The sequence below is a fragment of the Salinisphaera sp. G21_0 genome, assembly GCF_017744115.1.
Lineage (GTDB): Bacteria > Pseudomonadota > Gammaproteobacteria > Pseudomonadales > Endozoicomonadaceae > Endozoicomonas.
The window spans coordinates 18,164-36,460 of sequence record NZ_JAGHQW010000021.1; the positions used below are offsets into that span (position 1 = coordinate 18,164).

Annotated in this window: 31 protein-coding genes and 1 pseudogene; 6 read left to right on the forward strand and 26 right to left on the reverse strand. The window is 52.7% G+C overall.

Annotation, left to right across the window (positions count from 1 at the left end):
- Positions 1-5 precede the first annotated feature (5 nt).
- The 26 genes from rpsK to J7439_RS11470 form a co-directional block, all read right to left on the reverse strand.
- Positions 6-395 carry a 30S ribosomal protein S11 gene (gene rpsK / locus J7439_RS11345; RefSeq protein ID WP_020582394.1) on the reverse strand — a complete coding sequence of 130 codons (390 nt, stop codon included), beginning with the start codon at positions 393-395 and terminating at the stop codon, positions 6-8.
- A 103-nt stretch (positions 396-498) separates the two neighbouring features.
- The gene (rpsM, locus tag J7439_RS11350) at positions 499-855 is read right to left on the reverse strand and encodes a 30S ribosomal protein S13 (RefSeq protein WP_101746626.1); all 357 of its coding nucleotides are present in this window, start codon (positions 853-855) and stop codon (positions 499-501) included.
- Positions 856-1,209: 354 nt separating this feature from the next.
- Positions 1,210-1,323, reverse strand: a complete 114-nt coding sequence (gene rpmJ, locus J7439_RS11355; protein WP_081622108.1) for a 50S ribosomal protein L36 — start codon at positions 1,321-1,323, stop codon at positions 1,210-1,212.
- Between the two features lie 45 nt (positions 1,324-1,368).
- Entirely contained in the window at positions 1,369-2,694 is a 1,326-nt protein-coding gene (secY, locus tag J7439_RS11360) for a preprotein translocase subunit SecY (protein WP_101746627.1), read from the reverse strand.
- Positions 2,695-3,129 carry a 50S ribosomal protein L15 gene (gene rplO, locus J7439_RS11365; protein WP_101746628.1) on the reverse strand — a complete coding sequence of 145 codons (435 nt, stop codon included), beginning with the start codon at positions 3,127-3,129 and terminating at the stop codon, positions 2,695-2,697.
- Between the two features lies 1 nt (position 3,130).
- The gene (gene rpmD / locus J7439_RS11370; protein WP_209276238.1) at positions 3,131-3,316 is read right to left on the reverse strand and encodes a 50S ribosomal protein L30; all 186 of its coding nucleotides are present in this window, start codon (positions 3,314-3,316) and stop codon (positions 3,131-3,133) included.
- A gap of 3 nt (positions 3,317-3,319) precedes the next feature.
- Positions 3,320-3,835: a 30S ribosomal protein S5 gene (rpsE, locus tag J7439_RS11375; RefSeq protein WP_101746630.1), complete on the reverse strand. Its 516-nt coding sequence runs from the start codon at positions 3,833-3,835 to the stop codon at positions 3,320-3,322.
- 12 nt (positions 3,836-3,847) lie between these two features.
- The gene (rplR, locus tag J7439_RS11380; protein ID WP_209201927.1) at positions 3,848-4,198 is read right to left on the reverse strand and encodes a 50S ribosomal protein L18; all 351 of its coding nucleotides are present in this window, start codon (positions 4,196-4,198) and stop codon (positions 3,848-3,850) included.
- 14 nt (positions 4,199-4,212) lie between these two features.
- Positions 4,213-4,746, reverse strand: coding sequence for a 50S ribosomal protein L6 (gene rplF, locus J7439_RS11385; RefSeq protein ID WP_209201928.1), 534 nt, complete (start codon positions 4,744-4,746; stop codon positions 4,213-4,215).
- A gap of 12 nt (positions 4,747-4,758) precedes the next feature.
- Positions 4,759-5,151: a 30S ribosomal protein S8 gene (gene rpsH / locus J7439_RS11390; protein ID WP_101746633.1), complete on the reverse strand. Its 393-nt coding sequence runs from the start codon at positions 5,149-5,151 to the stop codon at positions 4,759-4,761.
- 29 nt (positions 5,152-5,180) lie between these two features.
- On the reverse strand, positions 5,181-5,486 hold the full coding sequence (gene rpsN, locus J7439_RS11395) for a 30S ribosomal protein S14 (RefSeq protein ID WP_101746634.1): 306 nt from the start codon (positions 5,484-5,486) through the stop codon (positions 5,181-5,183).
- Positions 5,487-5,502: 16 nt separating this feature from the next.
- The gene (gene rplE, locus J7439_RS11400) at positions 5,503-6,042 is read right to left on the reverse strand and encodes a 50S ribosomal protein L5 (protein ID WP_101746635.1); all 540 of its coding nucleotides are present in this window, start codon (positions 6,040-6,042) and stop codon (positions 5,503-5,505) included.
- 10 nt (positions 6,043-6,052) lie between these two features.
- Complete coding sequence (rplX, locus tag J7439_RS11405; RefSeq protein ID WP_101746636.1) at positions 6,053-6,367, reverse strand: 50S ribosomal protein L24; 315 nt, start codon at positions 6,365-6,367, stop codon at positions 6,053-6,055.
- A gap of 12 nt (positions 6,368-6,379) precedes the next feature.
- Entirely contained in the window at positions 6,380-6,748 is a 369-nt protein-coding gene (rplN, locus tag J7439_RS11410; protein WP_066014875.1) for a 50S ribosomal protein L14, read from the reverse strand.
- Positions 6,749-6,862: 114 nt separating this feature from the next.
- Positions 6,863-7,138: a 30S ribosomal protein S17 gene (rpsQ, locus tag J7439_RS11415; RefSeq protein WP_101746637.1), complete on the reverse strand. Its 276-nt coding sequence runs from the start codon at positions 7,136-7,138 to the stop codon at positions 6,863-6,865.
- Between the two features lies 1 nt (position 7,139).
- Positions 7,140-7,331, reverse strand: a complete 192-nt coding sequence (rpmC, locus tag J7439_RS11420; RefSeq protein ID WP_020582408.1) for a 50S ribosomal protein L29 — start codon at positions 7,329-7,331, stop codon at positions 7,140-7,142.
- Positions 7,331-7,744, reverse strand: coding sequence for a 50S ribosomal protein L16 (gene rplP / locus J7439_RS11425; RefSeq protein ID WP_020582409.1), 414 nt, complete (start codon positions 7,742-7,744; stop codon positions 7,331-7,333). Before rplP ends, rpmC begins: the two co-directional genes overlap by 1 nt.
- A gap of 11 nt (positions 7,745-7,755) precedes the next feature.
- Complete coding sequence (gene rpsC, locus J7439_RS11430; protein WP_101746638.1) at positions 7,756-8,463, reverse strand: 30S ribosomal protein S3; 708 nt, start codon at positions 8,461-8,463, stop codon at positions 7,756-7,758.
- An 11-nt stretch (positions 8,464-8,474) separates the two neighbouring features.
- The gene (gene rplV / locus J7439_RS11435; RefSeq protein ID WP_209201929.1) at positions 8,475-8,810 is read right to left on the reverse strand and encodes a 50S ribosomal protein L22; all 336 of its coding nucleotides are present in this window, start codon (positions 8,808-8,810) and stop codon (positions 8,475-8,477) included.
- A 12-nt stretch (positions 8,811-8,822) separates the two neighbouring features.
- Positions 8,823-9,101, reverse strand: a complete 279-nt coding sequence (rpsS, locus tag J7439_RS11440) for a 30S ribosomal protein S19 (protein ID WP_066014871.1) — start codon at positions 9,099-9,101, stop codon at positions 8,823-8,825.
- A gap of 21 nt (positions 9,102-9,122) precedes the next feature.
- Complete coding sequence (gene rplB / locus J7439_RS11445; protein WP_101746639.1) at positions 9,123-9,950, reverse strand: 50S ribosomal protein L2; 828 nt, start codon at positions 9,948-9,950, stop codon at positions 9,123-9,125.
- Positions 9,951-9,961: 11 nt separating this feature from the next.
- A complete protein-coding gene (rplW, locus tag J7439_RS11450) occupies positions 9,962-10,258 on the reverse strand; it encodes a 50S ribosomal protein L23 (protein WP_101746640.1) in 297 nt (98 codons plus the stop codon).
- Positions 10,255-10,857, reverse strand: coding sequence for a 50S ribosomal protein L4 (gene rplD / locus J7439_RS11455; RefSeq protein WP_101746641.1), 603 nt, complete (start codon positions 10,855-10,857; stop codon positions 10,255-10,257). The genes rplW and rplD overlap by 4 nt, the downstream gene beginning before the upstream one ends.
- Before the next feature lie 12 nt (positions 10,858-10,869).
- On the reverse strand, positions 10,870-11,514 hold the full coding sequence (rplC, locus tag J7439_RS11460; RefSeq protein ID WP_209201930.1) for a 50S ribosomal protein L3: 645 nt from the start codon (positions 11,512-11,514) through the stop codon (positions 10,870-10,872).
- Between the two features lie 101 nt (positions 11,515-11,615).
- Positions 11,616-11,951, reverse strand: coding sequence for a 30S ribosomal protein S10 (gene rpsJ, locus J7439_RS11465; RefSeq protein ID WP_066014867.1), 336 nt, complete (start codon positions 11,949-11,951; stop codon positions 11,616-11,618).
- A 248-nt stretch (positions 11,952-12,199) separates the two neighbouring features.
- Positions 12,200-12,391 carry a hypothetical protein gene (locus J7439_RS11470; RefSeq protein ID WP_209201931.1) on the reverse strand — a complete coding sequence of 64 codons (192 nt, stop codon included), beginning with the start codon at positions 12,389-12,391 and terminating at the stop codon, positions 12,200-12,202.
- Between the two features lie 291 nt (positions 12,392-12,682).
- Here J7439_RS11470 and mbhE point away from each other — a divergent pair.
- The 6 genes and pseudogenes from mbhE to mnhG all read left to right on the forward strand — a co-directional run bounded on the left by mbhE (position 12,683) and on the right by mnhG (position 18,222).
- Positions 12,683-15,234, forward strand: a pseudogene (mbhE, locus tag J7439_RS11475) (hydrogen gas-evolving membrane-bound hydrogenase subunit E).
- Positions 15,234-15,587: a Na+/H+ antiporter subunit C gene (locus J7439_RS11485; protein WP_209201934.1), complete on the forward strand. Its 354-nt coding sequence runs from the start codon at positions 15,234-15,236 to the stop codon at positions 15,585-15,587. The pseudogene mbhE and the gene J7439_RS11485 overlap by 1 nt, the downstream one beginning before the upstream one ends.
- Entirely contained in the window at positions 15,584-17,137 is a 1,554-nt protein-coding gene (locus J7439_RS11490; protein WP_209201935.1) for a proton-conducting transporter transmembrane domain-containing protein, read from the forward strand. The genes J7439_RS11485 and J7439_RS11490 overlap by 4 nt, the downstream gene beginning before the upstream one ends.
- Positions 17,134-17,610, forward strand: coding sequence for a Na+/H+ antiporter subunit E (locus J7439_RS11495; protein ID WP_209201936.1), 477 nt, complete (start codon positions 17,134-17,136; stop codon positions 17,608-17,610). The genes J7439_RS11490 and J7439_RS11495 overlap by 4 nt, the downstream gene beginning before the upstream one ends.
- 4 nt (positions 17,611-17,614) lie before the next feature.
- Positions 17,615-17,920, forward strand: coding sequence for a cation:proton antiporter (locus tag J7439_RS11500; protein ID WP_209201980.1), 306 nt, complete (start codon positions 17,615-17,617; stop codon positions 17,918-17,920).
- Positions 17,920-18,222, forward strand: coding sequence for a monovalent cation/H(+) antiporter subunit G (gene mnhG, locus J7439_RS11505; protein WP_209201981.1), 303 nt, complete (start codon positions 17,920-17,922; stop codon positions 18,220-18,222). The genes J7439_RS11500 and mnhG overlap by 1 nt, the downstream gene beginning before the upstream one ends.
- The last annotated feature ends 75 nt before the right edge of the window (positions 18,223-18,297 follow it).

Here is an 18,297-nt window from a genome sequence, read left to right on the forward strand (position 1 = left end):
CCTGCTTATACACGACGCTTCTTGGGCGGACGACAACCATTGTGTGGGATCGGGGTAACATCAGTGATGTTATTGATCTTGAAACCACAAGCGTTGAGCGCGCGTACAGCGGATTCACGGCCTGGACCAGGCCCTTTAACATTCACGTCCAAATTCTTCAGACCGAACTCAGCGGCGGCACGTCCGGCACGCTCGGCTGCAACCTGCGCAGCAAATGGCGTGCTCTTACGGGAACCACGGAAGCCGGAGCCACCTGCAGTTGCCCAGGAGAGTGCATTACCCTGGCGGTCGGTAATTGTCACGATAGTGTTGTTAAAAGAGGCGTGAATATGGGCGATGCCATCCACAACCGACTTTTTAACTTTCTTACGTGTACGAGTACCTGGCTTTGCCATATCAGAACAAATCCTGTATTTAAAAGTTCGTTATTCTCTGCAAAGAAAAGCCTTTAATAGAAAAGGACTATGCAAAGCGTTTCTTCAGAGAAATGCAACGATCTTATTTACGAATCGGTTTGCGCGGACCCTTGCGAGTACGGGCATTGGTCTTCGAGCGCTGACCACGAACCGGCAGACTGCGACGGTGGCGAAGGCCACGGTAGCAACCCAGGTCCATCAGGCGCTTGATGTTCATGCTGATTTCGCGACGCAGGTCACCTTCTACGTTGAGTTTTGCAACTTCAGTACGCAGGGATTCCAGCTGATCTTCGCTCAATTCAGATACTTTGGCAGACGGGTTAACGCCAGTGGCAGCACACAGCTGCTGAGCTGAAGTCTTACCGATACCAAAAATGTAGGTCAACGAGATAACGGCATGTTTGTTATCTGGAATGTTGACGCCAGCAATACGGGCCATTCAATCGTCTCCGTTATTACATTTAACCGTGTAACAGCTATTCAGTTGATCATTTGCTCAGCAAAACCAAATTAAACTGAAACACGTCACCATATTGAAACGCCGATAAAAACCGTTGTTTCAGAAATGGCTGCTTTCATCCTGAGAAAACACCTTGCCAACGGAGCAATCAAGCAAAGCTAAAACACTCACGCAGCAAAAGGCATTTCCAACAGGTCGAAAGGCGGAAATTGTAATCCCCCTTTCGATAAAACACAACCGCTCATGAACAATTTCATGAGCGGTTGGCTTTGCCTGAGGTCACATTAGACCAGAGTCCTGCTATCGCGAGAATCCGTAGATTCCCAACAATGATTAGCCCTGACGCTGTTTGTGACGCGGCTCCTGACAGATCACACGTACATTACCCTTACGCTTGATGATCTTGCAGTTGCGGCAGATTTTTTTAACCGACGCACGTACTTTCATAACTAACTCCACAACCGTTGCAGAACTATTCTCAATGAGAGTGGCTTAGCGGATCAAACCGCCAGAGCCATAGCCCTTAAGATTGGATTTCTTCAGCAGCGACTCATACTGATGCGACATGAGATGCGACTGCACCTGAGCCATGGTGTCCATCACCACGACCACCACGATCAACAGGCTGGTACCTCCCAGATAGAACGGAACATTGGCCGACACTACCAGGAACTGAGGCAACAGACACACTGCTGTCATATAGAGAGCACCGAACATGGTCAGGCGAGTCAGGACACCATCAATATAACGTGCAGACTGCTCGCCCGGACGGATACCGGGGATGAATGCACCAGACTTCTTCAGGTTATCTGCCACGTCTTTTGGATTAAAGACCAGGGCAGTGTAGAAGAAGCAGAAGAAGATGATGCCTGCCGAGAACAGTATGATGTTCAGTGGCTGACCCGGACCCAGCGCCAGAGCAATGTCCTGCAGCCATCCCATACCTTCACCCTGGCCGAACCACTGCGCAATGGACGCAGGGAACAGCAGCAGGCTGGAAGCGAAAATAGCTGGAATAACGCCGGCCATATTCACCTTCAATGGCAGATGGCTGCTCTGGGCCGCAAACACCTTGCGCCCTTGTTGACGCTTGGCATAGTTTACGGTTATCCGGCGCTGACCCCGTTCGATAAAGACCACAAATGCGATGATCGCAATTGCCAGAAGGGCAACGGCGAGTAACATCAGGATGTTGATATCACCCTGACGTGCGGACTCGAAAGACCGCACAATCGCACTTGGAAGACCAGCGACAATACCTGCAAAAATGAGAATCGAAATACCATTGCCGATTCCCCGTTCAGTCACCTGCTCGCCCAGCCACATCATAAAGACGGCACCGGTGACGAACGTGACCACAGCAACAATATAGAAGCTGAGGTCAGTGCTGAAGGCAACACCCTGATTGGCCAGACCGACAGTCATGCCAGTACCCTGGACCAGGGCAAGGGCAACGGTCAGGTAGCGGGTGTACTGGCTGATCTTGCGACGTCCGGACTCACCTTCCTTCTTGAGCTGCTCCAACTGCGGGCTAACCACGCTCATCAACTGAACGATAATGGACGCCGAAATATAAGGCATGATACCCAGGGCCAGTACCGACATTCTCTCCAGCGCACCGCCAGAGAACATGTTGAACAGACCCAGAATGGTGCCTTCATTTTGTTGAAACATCCGAGCCAGCGCATCAGGATTGATGCCCGGCACAGGGATGTGCGCACCGATCCTGTAAACCAGGATCGCCAGAAACACGAACTTAACGCGAGACCAGAGCTCGTTTAAGCCGCTTTGATTCCCAACAGGTAATGTCTTAGCCATTTAGTCCTCGATCTTACCACCGGCAGCTTCAATCGCGGCACGGGCGCCTTTGGTAACAGCCAGACCTTTGATGGTGACTGCTTTAGCCAATTCGCCAGACAGTACCACTTTGGCGCGCTGGATGCTACCGCTGACCAGGTCAGCTGCTTTCAGCGCTGCCAGATCGATCACGTCTGCTTCGACCTTGTTCAGTTCGTGCAGACGAATCTCAGCAGTAAAACGCGCTTTGCGTGAAGTAAAGCCAAACTTTGGCAGACGACGCTGCAGTGGCTGCTGACCGCCTTCGAAACCTGGCTTGACAGAACCACCGGAACGGGACTTCTGACCTTTGTGGCCACGGCCACAGGTCTTGCCCAGGCCGGAGCCAATGCCACGACCTACGCGCTTACCCTCTTTGCGGCTACCTTCAGCCGGGCTCAGAGTATTCAAACGCATGTTATTCTCCTTCTACCCGGACAAGGTAGGATACCTTGTTGATCATGCCACGAACTGAAGGAGTGTCTTCCACTTCAACAGTGTGGTTGATACGACGCAGGCCCAGACCCCGTACGCAAGCCTTGTGGCTTTCGAGGCGACCGTTAGTGCTCTTCACGAGCGTCACTTTGATCATCTTCTCAGCCATGACTTACCCCAGGATATCCTCAACAGACTTGCCACGCTTGGCAGCAACGCCTTCAGGAGAACGCATGTCGCGCAGACCGTTAAAAGTAGCACGAACCACGTTCACCGGATTGGTAGAACCGTAGCACTTGGCCAGTACGTTGTGTACGCCAGCCACTTCAAGAACGGCACGCATTGCACCACCGGCGATAACACCGGTACCAGCAGACGCTGGCTGCATGTAAACCTTGGAAGCACCGTGACGGGCTTTCACCGGGTACTGCAGGGTGTCACCGTTCAGGTCAACATGAATCATGTTGCGACGGGCAGCTTCCATCGCTTTCTGGATAGCGATTGGCACTTCACGGGCTTTACCGCGACCAAAACCAACCTTACCCTTGCCATCACCAACGACAGTCAGCGCTGTGAAGCCAAAGATACGGCCACCTTTCACCACTTTGGCGACACGGTTAACCTGTACCAGCTTCTCAATCAAGCCTTCGTCGTTGTTAGGCTTACGCTCATCTCTTTCTCTTGCCATGACGTTCTACCCTTAGAATTCCAGTCCGCCTTCACGGGCTGCATCGGCAAGCGCCTTGACACGACCGTGATATTTGAAACCAGAGCGGTCAAACGCCACCTTGGTTACACCCGCCGCCCTGGCACGCTCAGCAACCAGGGCACCAACTTTCTTGGCCGCTTCTACGTTACCGGTAGCGTCGCCACGCAGTTCTTTTTCAACAGTGGAGGCAGATGCCAGCACTTTGTCGCCGTCAGCGGCGATAACCTGCGCATAGATGTGGCGAGGCGTACGATGAATGCTCAGACGAATGGCACCCAGCTCACGCATCTTGACCCTTGCACGAAGGGCACGACGCAGGCGAGAAGATTTCTTGTCCATCATGATCTCACCCTACCTTACTTTTTCTTGGCTTCTTTGCGACGAACGCGTTCGTCAGCATAGCGAACACCCTTGCCTTTATAAGGCTCAGGACGACGGAATTCACGAATTTCCGCAGCAACCTGTCCAACCAGCTGCTTGTCGATACCGCGAACCAGAATTTCAGTCTGGGTCGGAGTTTCACAAGTCACGCCTTGTGGCAGTTCGTATTCAACCGGATGGGAGAAGCCCAGGTTCAAAGTCAGGCTATTACCTTTGGCCGCTGCACGATAACCAACACCGACCAGCTGCAGCCTCTTTTCGAAGCCAGCGGTAACACCGGTTACCATGTTGTTAACCAGGGCACGGGTAGTGCCGGCCAGAGCACGAGAGTGCTTGGCACCATCACGTGGAGCAAACGTCAGAACGTTTTCTTCCTGTCCAACTTCGACATTGTTGTGAACAACAAGTTCCAGTTGACCCTTAGAACCTTTGATCACCAGGATCTGGCCATTGCGCTTGATCTCTACACCAGCAGGGACAGCAACAGGGCTTTTGGCTACTCGAGACATAATACCCCTCCCTTAGAACACAGTGCAGAGAATTTCGCCACCAACACCGGCTGCACGGGCAGCGCGATCGGTCATAACACCTTTGTTGGTGGAAACGATAGCGATACCCAGACCGCCGTTCACTTTAGGCAGCGCTTCCTTGCCAGCGTAAGAACGCAGGCCAGGACGGCTGGTACGCTTCAGGCTTTCAATAACTGGCTTGCCTTCGAAATACTTCAGCTCGATGGCCAGTTCAGCCTTGGCTTCGCCAGCGACTTTGTAGTCAGCGATGAAACCTTCGTCTTTCAAAACCCGGGCTACAGCAACCTTGATTTTGGAGGACGGCATGGTGACAGAGGCGTGCTCTGCCATCTGGGCATTACGGATACGAGTTAGCATATCTGCTAACGGGTCCTGCATACTCATTATCTATATCTCCCGAAGATGAAATGCGCTTACCAGCTGGCTTTAACCAGACCTGGAACATCACCACGCATCGCTGCTTCACGCAGCTTGATACGGCTCAGGCCGAACTTGCGCAGTACGCCGTGTGGACGGCCAGTGATGCGGCAGCGGTTACGCAGACGCGCCTTGCTGGCATTGCGAGGCTGCTTCTGCAGAGCTACCAGGGCATCCCAACGCTCATCTTCAGTGCTGTTAGGATTGTTAATCACAGCTTTCAGCTGTGCACGCTTTTCAGCATACTTGGCAACGGTGCGCTGACGCTTCAGTTCCCGTTGCTTCATGGATACTTTTGCCATAAAACTCGTACCTGTATCAGTTACGGAATGGGAAGTTGAAAGCCTTCAGCAGAGCACGGCCTTCTTCGTCATTCTTGGCGGTAGTGGTCAGAGTGATGTCCAGACCGCGCAGAGTGTCGATTTTGTCGTAATCAACTTCAGGGAAGATGATCTGCTCTTTAACACCCATGCTGTAGTTACCGCGGCCGTCGAAAGACTTGGGGCTCAGACCACGGAAGTCACGGACACGTGGCAGAGCGATATCAACCAGACGCTCCAGGAACTCATACATGCGCTCACGACGCAGAGTCACCTTAACACCGATTGGCCAGCCTTCACGGACTTTAAAGCCGGCAACGGATTTGCGGGCCTTGGTCACAACAGCCTTCTGACCGGCGATTTTTTCCAGGTCAGCAACCGCGTGTTCGATGACTTTCTTGTCACCAATCGCTTCACCAACACCCATGTTCAGGGTGATCTTGGTGATGCGTGGCACTTCATGAACGTTTTTCACACCCAGCTCTTCTTTGAGCATGGGCAGAATTTCTTCACGATATTTGGTTTTAAAATTTGCCATCACTCTCCCCTTACGCGTCAACAGGCTTGCCGTTAGACTTGAATACGCGCTGCTTTTTGCCATCTTCGATAGCAAAGCCAACACGATCAGCCTTGTTGGTTTCAGGGTTCAGAATCGCAACATTAGAAGCTTCGATAGCCGCTTCTTTTTCTACGATTCCACCAGGAGTGCCCAGCATCGGGTTAGGCTTCTGATGTTTCTTGATCATATTGATGCCAGAAACAACCAGCTTGCCGTCAGCACGAACGGTTTGCACTTTACCGCGCTTACCTTTGTCCTTGCCGGCAATTACGATGACTTCGTCATCACGACGGATCTTTTTCATTACCTGCTCCCGTTACAGTACTTCTGGGGCCAGTGAGATGATCTTCATGAACTGCTCACCGCGCAGCTCACGAGTCACTGGTCCAAAGATACGGGTACCGATGGGCTGCAGGTTGGCGTTCAGAAGAACGGCTGCATTGCCATCGAATTTGATCAGGGAACCGTCTGGACGACGAACACCTTTTTTGGTACGCACGACAACAGCGTTCATCACCTGGCCTTTTTTGACCTTACCGCGGGGAATCGCTTCCTTCACGGATACTTTGATGATGTCGCCAATGCCAGCGTAACGGCGATGGGATCCACCCAGCACCTTGATACACTGAACTCGACGGGCGCCGCTGTTATCAGCGACTTCGAGTTGACTTTCTGTCTGGATCATTGCTTATTCTCCAAGCCCAAACTGCAGACGGGTACTCGCCGGCTTTCACAAAAACAACCGTTCCGACGGCAGCCGGAACGGCCATTAATCACTCAAGCCCAAAGCACCGTAGCCTTAGATCTGAGTAGCACGCTCGTCAATGGATACAAGCGTAAACGTCTTGCTCTTTGACAGAGGACGCGTCTCTTTGATGGTCACAACGTCGCCCATACGGCAGTCGTTGTTTTCATCATGAGCGTGCAACTTGGTGGACCGCTTCACGATTTTACCCAGAAGCGGATGTTTTACCCGGCGCTCGATGAGAACAGTGATGGTTTTATCCATCTTGTCGCTCACGACCTTACCGGACAGTGTACGGATCTTTTTCTGACCAACCAGTTCTTCAGCCATCTTATGCTCCTGCCTTTTGGTTCAGGATGGTTTTCACACGAGCGATGTCGCGCTTAACCTGCTTCAGCAGATGGCTCTGACCCAGCTGGCCAGTAGCTTTCTGCATACGGAAGTTAAACTGATCCCGCAGCAGAGAGAGCAGCTCAGTATTGAGCTCCTCTACAGACTTTTCACGCAGTTCAGCAGCTTTCATCACATTACGCTCCGCTTAACGAAGGCAGTTTCCAGCGGCAGCTTGGCTGCTGCAAGAGCGAAGGCTTCACGAGCCAGCTCTTCGGACACACCTTCCATCTCATAGAGAACGCGGCCTGGTTGAATCTGGCACACCCAGTATTCCACGTTACCCTTACCTTTACCCTGACGCACCTCAAGAGGCTTACCGGTGATCGGCTTGTCAGGGAAGACGCGGATCCAGATTTTACCGCCACGTTTAATGTGACGGGTCATGGCACGACGAGCCGCCTCAATCTGGCGAGCTGTTATACGTCCACGACCGATTGCTTTCAATGCGTATTCGCCGAAGCTAACCTTGGAGCCGCGGAGTGCCAGACCACGATTGCGGCCTTTTTGCTGCTTACGAAATTTCGTACGCTTGGGCTGTAACATTTCCGCGCTCCTTAACTCTTAGCCTGACGCTTCTTAGGGCGACGAGCTGGCTGTTCTTTATCTTTGGAAGGCTCAACAGTGGGTGCCATGCCACCGATAACCTCACCCTTAAAGATCCAGACCTTGACACCCAGAATACCGTAGGTGGTCAGTGCTTCATAATGTGCATAATCGATGTCAGCACGCAGGGTGTGCAGTGGCACACGACCTTCGCGGTACCATTCAGTACGCGCGATTTCAGCACCGCCAAGACGGCCACTCAGTTGAACCTTGATACCCTTGGCACCCAGACGCATGGCGTTCTGGACAGAGCGCTTCATGGCACGACGGAACATCACACGACGCTCCAGCTGACCAGCGATGCTCTGAGCCACCAGCATGGCATTCAGTTCAGGCTTGCGGATTTCTTCAATGTTGATGTGCACAGGCACGCCCATCATTTTGGACACCGCCTGACGCAGCTTCTCAACGTCTTCACCCTTCTTGCCAATCACGATACCCGGACGGGCAGTGTGAATGGTTACGCGGGCGCTTTGCGCTGGACGCTGGATTTCAACATGGCTTACAGAAGCGTTTTTCAGCTTCTCTTCAATGAAACTGCGCACCGCCAGGTCAGCATTCAGTTTGTCAGCGTAATCGCTGCCATCTGCAAACCAGACTGAACGGTGGGGCTTAACGATGCCCAGGCGAATTCCATTAGGATGTACTTTCTGACCCATCTGACCGCTCCTTAGACCTCTGCAACCTTAACCGTAATATGGCAAGACCGCTTCAGAATGCGATCAGCACGACCCTTGGCACGTGGACGAATGCGCTTCATAGTCATGCCTTCGTCAACGAAGACAGTAGAGACTTTCAGCTCATCGATGTCCATGCCGTCATTGTGCTCAGCGTTTGCAATAGCAGACTCAAGCACTTTCTTAACCAGAACCGCAGCTTTTTTCGGGCTGTAGCTCAGGAGATCCAGGGCGTCGCCAACTGCCTTGCCGCGGATCTGGTCAGCGACCAGACGCGCTTTCTGGGCAGAAATGCGAGCGCCTTTATGCATAGCAGCAACTTCTTTCATTTCTATACCCTCTTAGCGCTTCTTGGCCTTCTTGTCTGCTGCGTGACCGCGATAAGTACGGGTTGCAGCAAACTCACCCAGCTTGTGGCCAACCATATCTTCGGTAACGAAGACAGGAACGTGCTGACGACCGTTGTGCACAGCCAGAGTCAGACCAACCATGGTTGGGATAATCATGGAGCGGCGAGACCAGGTCTTGATCGGACGCTTGTTGCCGCTTTCAGCCGCTTCTTCGACTTTCTTCAGCAGGTGAAGGTCGATAAATGGGCCTTTTTTCAATGAACGTGGCACTATCGTATCCTCTCTCTAGGCTTACTTCGCGCTGCGACGACGTACGATCATTTTGTCCGTACGCTTGTTGGAACGAGTCTTGCGACCCTTGGTCGGAACACCCCATGGCGTCACAGGATGACGACCACCGGAAGTACGACCTTCACCACCACCATGTGGGTGATCTACCGGGTTCATGGCAACACCACGAACGGTCGGACGCACACCACGCCAGCGCTTAGCACCCGCTTTACCCAGAGAGCGCAGGTTGTGCTCACTGTTAGAGACTTCGCCCAGAGTGGCGCGACAGTCAGCCAATACTTTACGCATTTCACCGGAACGCAGACGCAGGGTAACGTAAGCACCGTCACGAGCGACCAGCTGGGCAGAAGCACCAGCACTGCGAATCATCTGAGCGCCCTTACCAGGCTTCATTTCTACACAGTGTACGATGGAACCCTGTGGAATATTGCGCAGAGGCAGAGTATTACCAGCTTTGATCGGGGCATCAACACCGGAGAACAGCTCATCACCGGCTTTCACACCTTTAGGCGCGATAATGTAACGACGCTCACCGTCCATGTATTTCAACAGGGCGATGTGCGCAGTACGGTTTGGATCGTATTCCAGACGCTCAACAACAGCTGGAATGCCGTCCTTGTTGCGACGAAAGTCTACGATACGGTAGTGCTGCTTGTGACCACCCCCGCGATGACGGGTAGTGATACGACCAGCATTGTTGCGACCACCAGTTTTGCCTTTCTTTTCCACCAGGGGCGCGTAAGGGCGGCCCTTGTGGAGGTCAGGGTTAACTACCTTGACAACGAAGCGGCGACCTGGAGAAGTCGGCTTGCATTTGATTACTGCCATTCTCTAGCTCCTTATTCCGCGTCCGCGAAGTCAATTTCCTGACCTTGCTCCAGGCTGACGTACGCCTTTTTCCAGTCTGAGCGCTGGCCCATACCGAAACGAGTACGCTTGGTCTTGCCCTTAACAACGGCAGTCCTGACAGCTTTAACGCTGACTTCAAACAGCTGCTCAACAGCTTTTTTGATTTCGAGCTTGGTTGCGTCCCTGGCTACCTTGAAGACGTACTGATTGTGCTCTTCAGCAACGACAGTGGCCTTCTCGGAAATGTGCGGACCAAGCAGAACTTTGAAAATACGTTCCTGGTTCATCCCAGCATCTCCTCGAACTTCTTGATGGCAGACACGGTCATCACGACTTTGTCGTGAGCAACCAGGCTAACCGGATCAATACCCTGAACGTCACGAACATCCACGTGAGGAATGTTGCGAGCGGCCAGATAAATGTTCTGATCCACTTCATCAGCAACGATCAACGCGCCGTTAGCGTTCAGTTCATTCAGCTTGGCTACAACCAGTTTGGTCTTTGGTGATTCAACAGCGAACTGCTCAACCACAATAAGACGCTCTTGACGAACCAGCTCGGACAAGATGGAACGCAGCGCTGCGCGATACATCTTCTTGTTCAGCTTTTGAGCGTGATTCTGTGGTTTGGCAGCAAATGTCTTGCCGCCCCCGCGCCACAGTGGGCTGCGGATAGTACCGGCGCGTGCACGACCGGAACCTTTTTGACGCCAGGGCTTACGACCACCGCCACTTACGTCGCTGCGGTTTTTCTGAGCTCTGGTGCCTTGACGCGCACCGGCCATGAATGCAACAACCGCCTGGTGAACCAGGGTTTCGTTGAATTCAGTGCCAAAAGTCACGTCTGAGACCTGAACGGCATCTGCACCGTTTACCTTCAGTTCCATCGTCTAATCCCCTCAGGCGTGAGCACGTGCTTTAACTGCTGGACGAACAATAACGTCAGCACCGGCTGCACCGGGTACTGCGCCTTTGACCAGCAGCAGGTTACGCTCGCTATCAACGCGAACGAGTTCCAGGGACTGTACGGTCACGTTTTCAGCGCCCATATGTCCAGCCATTTTCTTGCCTTTGAAGACACGACCAGGAGTCTGACACTGGCCGATAGAGCCAGGTGCACGGTGAGACAGAGAGTTACCGTGGGTCGCGTCCTGCATACGGAAGTTCCAGCGCTTGATAGCACCCTGGAAGCCCTTACCCTTGGACTGACCGGTAACATCTACTTTCTGACCTTGCTCAAACAGGTCTACACCGATAACGTCGCCCGCTTTATATTCAGCGTCAGCGTCGATACGGAATTCCCAGAGACCAGAACCAGCTTCAACGCCTGCTTTGGCGAAGTGGCCAGCTTCCGGCTTGCTCAGACGGCTGCTTTTCTTGCTTCCGGAAGTTACCTGAATTGCAGTATATCCGTCGGTTTCCAGGGTTTTCACCTGGGTAACGCGGTTTGGATCTACCTCAATTACGGTAACCGGTATGGAAACACCGTCTTCGGTGAAAACACGGGTCATACCGCGTTTCTTGCCGACTAATCCAATAGTCATTTCAACCTCTCTCGTGTACGGGGCTATCACCCACTATGGCCGCTCACTTCAGAGCTGTTACACAAAAGTGTGCACACTTTGATGGAGAGCCCATGGCCTCATTAACCGAGACTGATCTGCACTTCGACACCGGCTGCCAGATCCAGTTTCATGAGTGCGTCTACAGTTTTTTCGGTGGGCTCGATAATGTCGAGAAGACGCTTGTGGGTACGGATTTCATACTGGTCACGGGCGTCTTTGTTGACGTGTGGAGAAATCAGTACAGTAAAGCGTTCTTTTCGTGTTGGCAGAGGGATTGGACCACGAACCTGCGCACCAGTTCTTTTTGCAGTATCAACGATTTCCTGCGTAGACTGGTCAATCAGGCGATGGTCAAAAGCCTTCAGGCGAATACGAATTTGCTGCGCCTGTGAGGACTGCTTTGATTGTTGGCTCATTTTGTTCTAACCATGGCATCTATAAAGAACAAAGTCTGATGAACTATGTCACCTAGACAAAAGGACGCAAAATTCTACTAACCACAAAACTTGCTGTCAACACAAGCTTTCAAACAAGTTTTTGTTATATGGAAGAGCAGAGGGTCATTTTATCAGGCGGGCATGATACATGGCCGGGGGGGATTGATTGAATAGGGACTATCTGAAGGCAGGCTTGGTACAGTTCACAATCCATTACTCTCAAATTGTTATTTTGCTAAAAGATCAAGCATTTGTCCCCACGGATTTTTAATGATTCTGACTGCCAACTGACTTTCTGTGTCTGAAAAAGCCGCCAGAGCTTTTCTTTTTGTTACACCGAAGAACCCTTTAGACATTTGTCCTGATCTCAAATCTCTTACTGCTTTCGAAAAGTCACAAGCCTTATCATCCCTGATCATTATTCATTCGTTATATCTTCACAATCATAGTTAAAAACTATTAATGAAGAACAGATCACTCCAATGCCACTTTGCAAACACTGCCCTTATAGGTGACATAACTTTTGTCTATATAGTAAAGCGAAAGTGCCATTATAATGTCCCACCTTAATCACGGCTTTCCCATTAAAACGATATTTACGGCCTTATTTCATGCATAATCCAACACTTAAACTCTGGTTGGCGTTCTGCGCACTGCTGCCGCTCGGGATTTTTCTGCTGATCAGCGCCAGCTATAAACCACCGGAGTCTCTGCTGTATTGGCCCTGGATTCCGTCGCTAGGCATCGATTTTTCACTCCGCCTTGATGGCCTCAGTGTCCTGTTTGCCAGTTTAATCAGTGGCGTCGGGTTTCTGGTCCAGCTCTATGCCATCGCTTATATGAAACCCTATAAAGGCCGCGGTGCGTTTCACCTGTATCTGACCCTGTTTATGCTGGCCATGCTGGGTCTGGTACTGGCTGATAACCTGCTGTTGCTGTTCGTATTCTGGGAATTAACCACCCTCACCTCCTATCTGCTGATTGGCTTTAACCATGAACAGGAAAAATCCCGCAAGAACGCCCTGCAAGCCATGCTGGTCACCGGCAGCGGCGGCCTGGCAATGCTGGCGGGCCTGATTATACTGGGCGAAATGGCGGGTACCTACAGTCTCAGTGCCATCATCACCCAGGGGGCTTCGCTGTCTCAGCACCCGTGGTTTACGCCATCACTGTTGCTTATTCTGCTGGGAGCCTTCACCAAATCGGCACAGTTTCCCTTTCATTTCTGGTTGCCCGGTGCCATGGCCGCACCAACCCCCGTCAGTGCCTATCTGCACTCGTCCACCATGGTCAAAGCCGGTGTTTACCTGCTGGCACGACTGCTGCCGGTGTACGGTGACAGCACGTTATGGTTTACCCTGCTGTGCAGTGCCGGTGCCTTTACGGCACTGTGGTGCGCCCTACAGGCTTACCGCCAGACCGACTTAAAGCTGATGCTTGCCTTCAGTACCAATGTGATTCTTGGCCAGCTGGTGATGCTGATCGGCATCGGCAGCAGCTATGCCATCACTGCCGCGTTACTGTTGATTGCCGCACACTCCTTTTATAAGGCCGGACTGTTTATGGTGGTCGGCAATATCGATAAGGCCACCGGCACCCGGGAATACCATGAACTGGCGGGCCTGCGTGCGGTGCTGGCCATCAGCTTTACTGCCGCTTTGGTGACCGCTGCGTCCAAGGCGGGTCTGCCACCGTCGTTTGGTTTCCTGTCCAAGGAGTACCTCTATAAAGCAGGACTGGAATTTGGCTGGCTACTTTCCGGTACTATGCTGCTGGCCAATGCCATTATGGTGGCGTTGGCACTGCTGATCGTGATCAAACCCTTTTTACGGCCCCATCATGCCAAGGCTGCACCGATGAAAGCCGTTGAACATAATCAACTGCTCTGGTTGCCGCCCATCGTGCTGGCACTGCTGTCGATCATTGTGCCGCTGGCACTGCTGAACTGGTATCAGGGGCTGGTGATTGATCCGGCTGCTGAGGTGATGCTGTCTACCCCTCAGGTGAAAACGGTGAAGCTCTGGGAAGGGTTAAACCTGCCGCTGCTGTTAAGTGCACTCACGCTTTTACTGGGTATCTTGCTCTATGTCGGCTATCCACGCCTGAAGCCACGGCTCGACCAGCTTATGTCTGGGCTACCATCCGGCCCTGCTGTTTATCAGTACCTGCTGGATGCCGTGGTCAAACTGGCAAACTGGCAAACCCGTCTGTTACAGCACGGTCAGCTAACCCAATACAGCCTGCAGTTTTTCCTGGTGTTACTGGCTTTTCTCAGCACCGTACTCTGGCAGATACACCCCCTGCCACCGATTGATTGGGATCTGAAGTACTACGATATCTTCCTCGCCGTGTTTCTGGTCATCGCCGCCGTGGTGGTGGTCAAGGCCCGTACCCTGCTATTGGCGGTGGCCGCACTGGGTACCATTGGCTTTCTGACCACACTGGTTTTCCTGGTGTATAGCGCTCCGGATGTGGCCAAAACGCAGTTACTGGTAGAGACCCTGCTCGTGGTCTTTATCGCCATCGTGTTACGCCACCTATCTGCGGCCAACACGGTTCCCCGGCATTCAGCGGTTCGCCGCCTGGTGCACGCCTGCGTTGCCGCAGGCATCGGGATCAGCATCACCCTGGCTCTGTGGATTATTACTGCCGAACCCATGAATCAGGCAATCTCCGAGTTCTATGCCCAGACCAGCGTCAGCGGTGGCAAAGGGCGCAATATCGTCAATGTTATCCTGGTGGATTTCCGTGCGTTTGACACCCTCGGAGAAGCCGTTGTAGTGGTGATCGCCGCACTGGCGACCATCGCGATACTGGCTGGCAAGCGGATTAACCAGATGGTCTCTGAACCCCCCAAGGAGCCCCGTTAATGTCATCGATTATCTTTCGTACCAGCGCCCATATCGTCACGGTGCTGATGCTGGTGTTTTCTGTTTACCTGCTGTTGCGTGGCCATAACAATCCCGGCGGCGGGTTTATTGCCGGCCTCATAGCCGTGATTGCCTTTGCCCTGTTAATGCTGGCTGAAACCCCTGACTATGTGCGCGAGCGACTGATCTATCCACCGCCCGCTTTTGCTGGCTCTGGAGTGCTAATAGCACTGTTCGCCGGTCTGCTGCCCCTGTTTTTCGGGCAGCCTTTTCTCTCTGGCCTGTGGCTGGGCAAAATCGGCAGCCCACTATTATTTGACGTCGGCGTTTACCTGGCCGTCATCGGATCGGTACTGATGATCCTGCTCAATGTTGAAGAGGAGTTAAGTTAATGGAGTTTCTCTGGTGTCTGGTCGTCGGCCTGATGACGGCCTGCGGCGTTTTCCTGATGCTGGAGCGTCATATCGTGCGCTTTCTGTTCGGTATGATTCTGGTCAGTAACGCCATCAACCTGGCCATTTTTGTCGCTGGCCGCTTAACCCGGGGCAATCCCCCGCTGATTGCCAGTGACGCCCTGCTCCCGGCCGCCGGTTACGCCAACCCGCTGCCACAGGCGCTGATTCTGACCGCCATTGTGATCGGTTTCGGTCTGTTATTGTTCACCTTATTACTGGCCTATCGCGCCATTAAAGAATTTGGCACTGCTGATATGGACAAAATGCAACATGCGGAGACAGAGCAATGACCCATTGGCTACTGGTTATGCCTGTTTTTATTCCGCTGCTGACCGCTACGGCCTGCGCTTTCAGCTTTCGCGCCCGCGCCCTGTCATCGGTGATCAGCTGGTCCGGTGCTCTCGCCAACCTGTGTATCGCCCTGTTGCTGATCCAGCAGGTCATTTCGCAAGGCCTGCAGGTAACCGCCTTTGGTGATTGGCAAGCTCCCTTCGGCATTGTCTTTGTCGCTGACCTGCTATCAGCCAGCATGGTGCTGATTACCGCCATAATCGGTGTCGCGATTGTGCTCTACAGCACCACCGATTTGCGCAGCAAACCGTTCTATGGGATCTATCACAGTTTGATTCATGCCCTGCTGGCCGGTGTGATGGGCAGCTTTTTAACCGGCGATATTTTCAATCTTTATGTGTTTTTTGAGGTCATGCTCATTACCTCATTTGGCCTGATGGTGCTCAATGCCAATAAACAGCAGGTGGATGCGGCGGTTAAATACGTGGTGCTCAACCTGATCTCCACCATGGTTTTCCTGTTGGCCATCGGGCTGTTGTATGGCGCTACCGGCACTTTGAATATGGCCGACCTGCACGCCAAAGTCCCGTTACTGCCGGACACCACCATGATGCTGATCTCCGGGTTGTTTCTGTTTGGCTTTGCCATCAAGGCATCGGCGTTCCCGGTCTTCTCCTGGCTGCCAGCGTCCTATCATCATCTGCCCAGCGCCATCGTTGCCCTGTATGCCGCACTGCTGACCAAAGTGGGTGTTTATGCGTTGATCCGCGTTTTCACCATTGTGTTTGACCTGGTCGATAGCGGCTACCAGCCATTGCTGATTGTGATTGCCGGCCTGACCATGCTAACCGGCGTTCTTGGGGCGGCCAGTCAATTCCATATCAAACGTATTCTGTCGTTTCATATTATCAGTCAGATTGGCTATATGCTGATGGGACTGGCCATCTATACACCGCTGGCCATTACCGGTGCGATTTTCTACATCATCCACCACATTATTGTTAAGGCCAACTTGTTCCTGATCGGCGGCTTCCTGCAGCGCAGACAGGGCAGTGATAACCTGCGTGAGCTGGGTGGCGCTTATCGAAGCATGCCGTGGCTGGCCCTGCTGTTTCTGATTCCGGCGTTCTCTCTGGCGGGCTTTCCACCGCTGTCCGGATTCTGGGGCAAGTTTCTGGTGATCAAGGCAAGCCTGCAAACTGACGCCTATCTGCTGGCGGCCACCGCCCTGTTTGTTGGCCTGATGACCATTTACTCAATGACCAAAATCTGGGCCGAAGCGTTCTGGAAACCACTTCCGGACAACGCTGCTGCACCGATCCCCCTGACGCGGATGGAAAACTGCCTGTATATCGTTCCTATTGCGGCACTGGCGGTGCTGACCATTCTGATCGGTTTGCTGGTCGAACCCATTTATCAGCTGGCAGAAGTCTCTGCGACCAACCTGCTCAATCCACAGCCTTACATTAATGCGGTGCTTGGCAGCGACAGCACGGCCTACTCAACGCTCACCATACCTTCTGCACCCGCTGGAGGAACGCAACCATGAACCTGTTTTTGTTAAACATCCTGTTAGCGTTTGGCTGGATGCTGCTGAACGGCGACTATGGCAGCATCGACTTTACCATTGGTTTTGTGGTCGGTTTTTTTGCGCTGTTGCTGACCGAACCCTTCCGCAATAAACCTCACTACGGCCGCAAGTTCCTGGCAGCCCTGAAGCTACTGGCGGTGTTACTGTACAAACTGCTGACCAGCAGTCTGCAAGTGGTGTGGGATGTCATCACCCCCACCCACCTGAGCCATCCGGCCATTATCAAAGTGCCGCTGGCGGTTGAATCTGACATGGAGATTATGTTATTGGCCAATATGGTGTCGCTTACGCCGGGGTCACTGACGCTGGATGTCAGTGAAGATCGCCGGTATTTGATCATACATGCCATGTTCAGCAAGAACGAACAATCGGTGATCGACGATATCAAAACATCATTGGAGCGTCGTATTCTGGAGGTGACCCGTGACTGACATTATGGATTTTGCCACTCATTTCGCCTTTGTCGGTTTGTTAGCCAGCCTGGCCCTGGCATTTATCCGACTGTGCAAAGGCCCTTCGCTGGCGGACCGGGTGATCGCCCTGGATCTCATCGCCTTTATCACCATCGGCTTTATTGGTGTATTCACCATTTACAGCAACGCCACCGCGTTTATGGATATTGCCATCACTCTGGCACTGGTGGCGTTTCTCAGCACCATTGCCTTTGCCCGCTTTATGATGCGCGTGCCACTGGGTCAGTCTCGCGCTGATTCGGGTTTAAGTTCAGGAGAAAAATCATGATGGATTGGGTAGTCGCCAGCTGTTTAATTGTCGGGGTACTGTTCAGCTTTTTCTCTGCGCTGGGTATTTTACGGATGCCGGATGCTTACATTCGCATGCACTCATCCACCAAGGCAGGCACCATCGGGATTGGTTTAATTATGGTGGCTGTGGCCCTGCACTTTCAGGGGGTTTCCGTCAGTTCCCGGGCCGTCGGGATTATCGCCTTCATCCTGATGACCGCCCCCGTTGCAGCACACCTGATGGGTAAATCGCTGTTGATGAATAATTACCAGATGTGGCGTGGTCATCAGCAGGATTAACTCTTCCCCTCTGAAGCAGGCCTGAAACTTCAGGCCTTTTTTCAATTAAGTGCCTCTTCCTTTCGACTCTGCTTC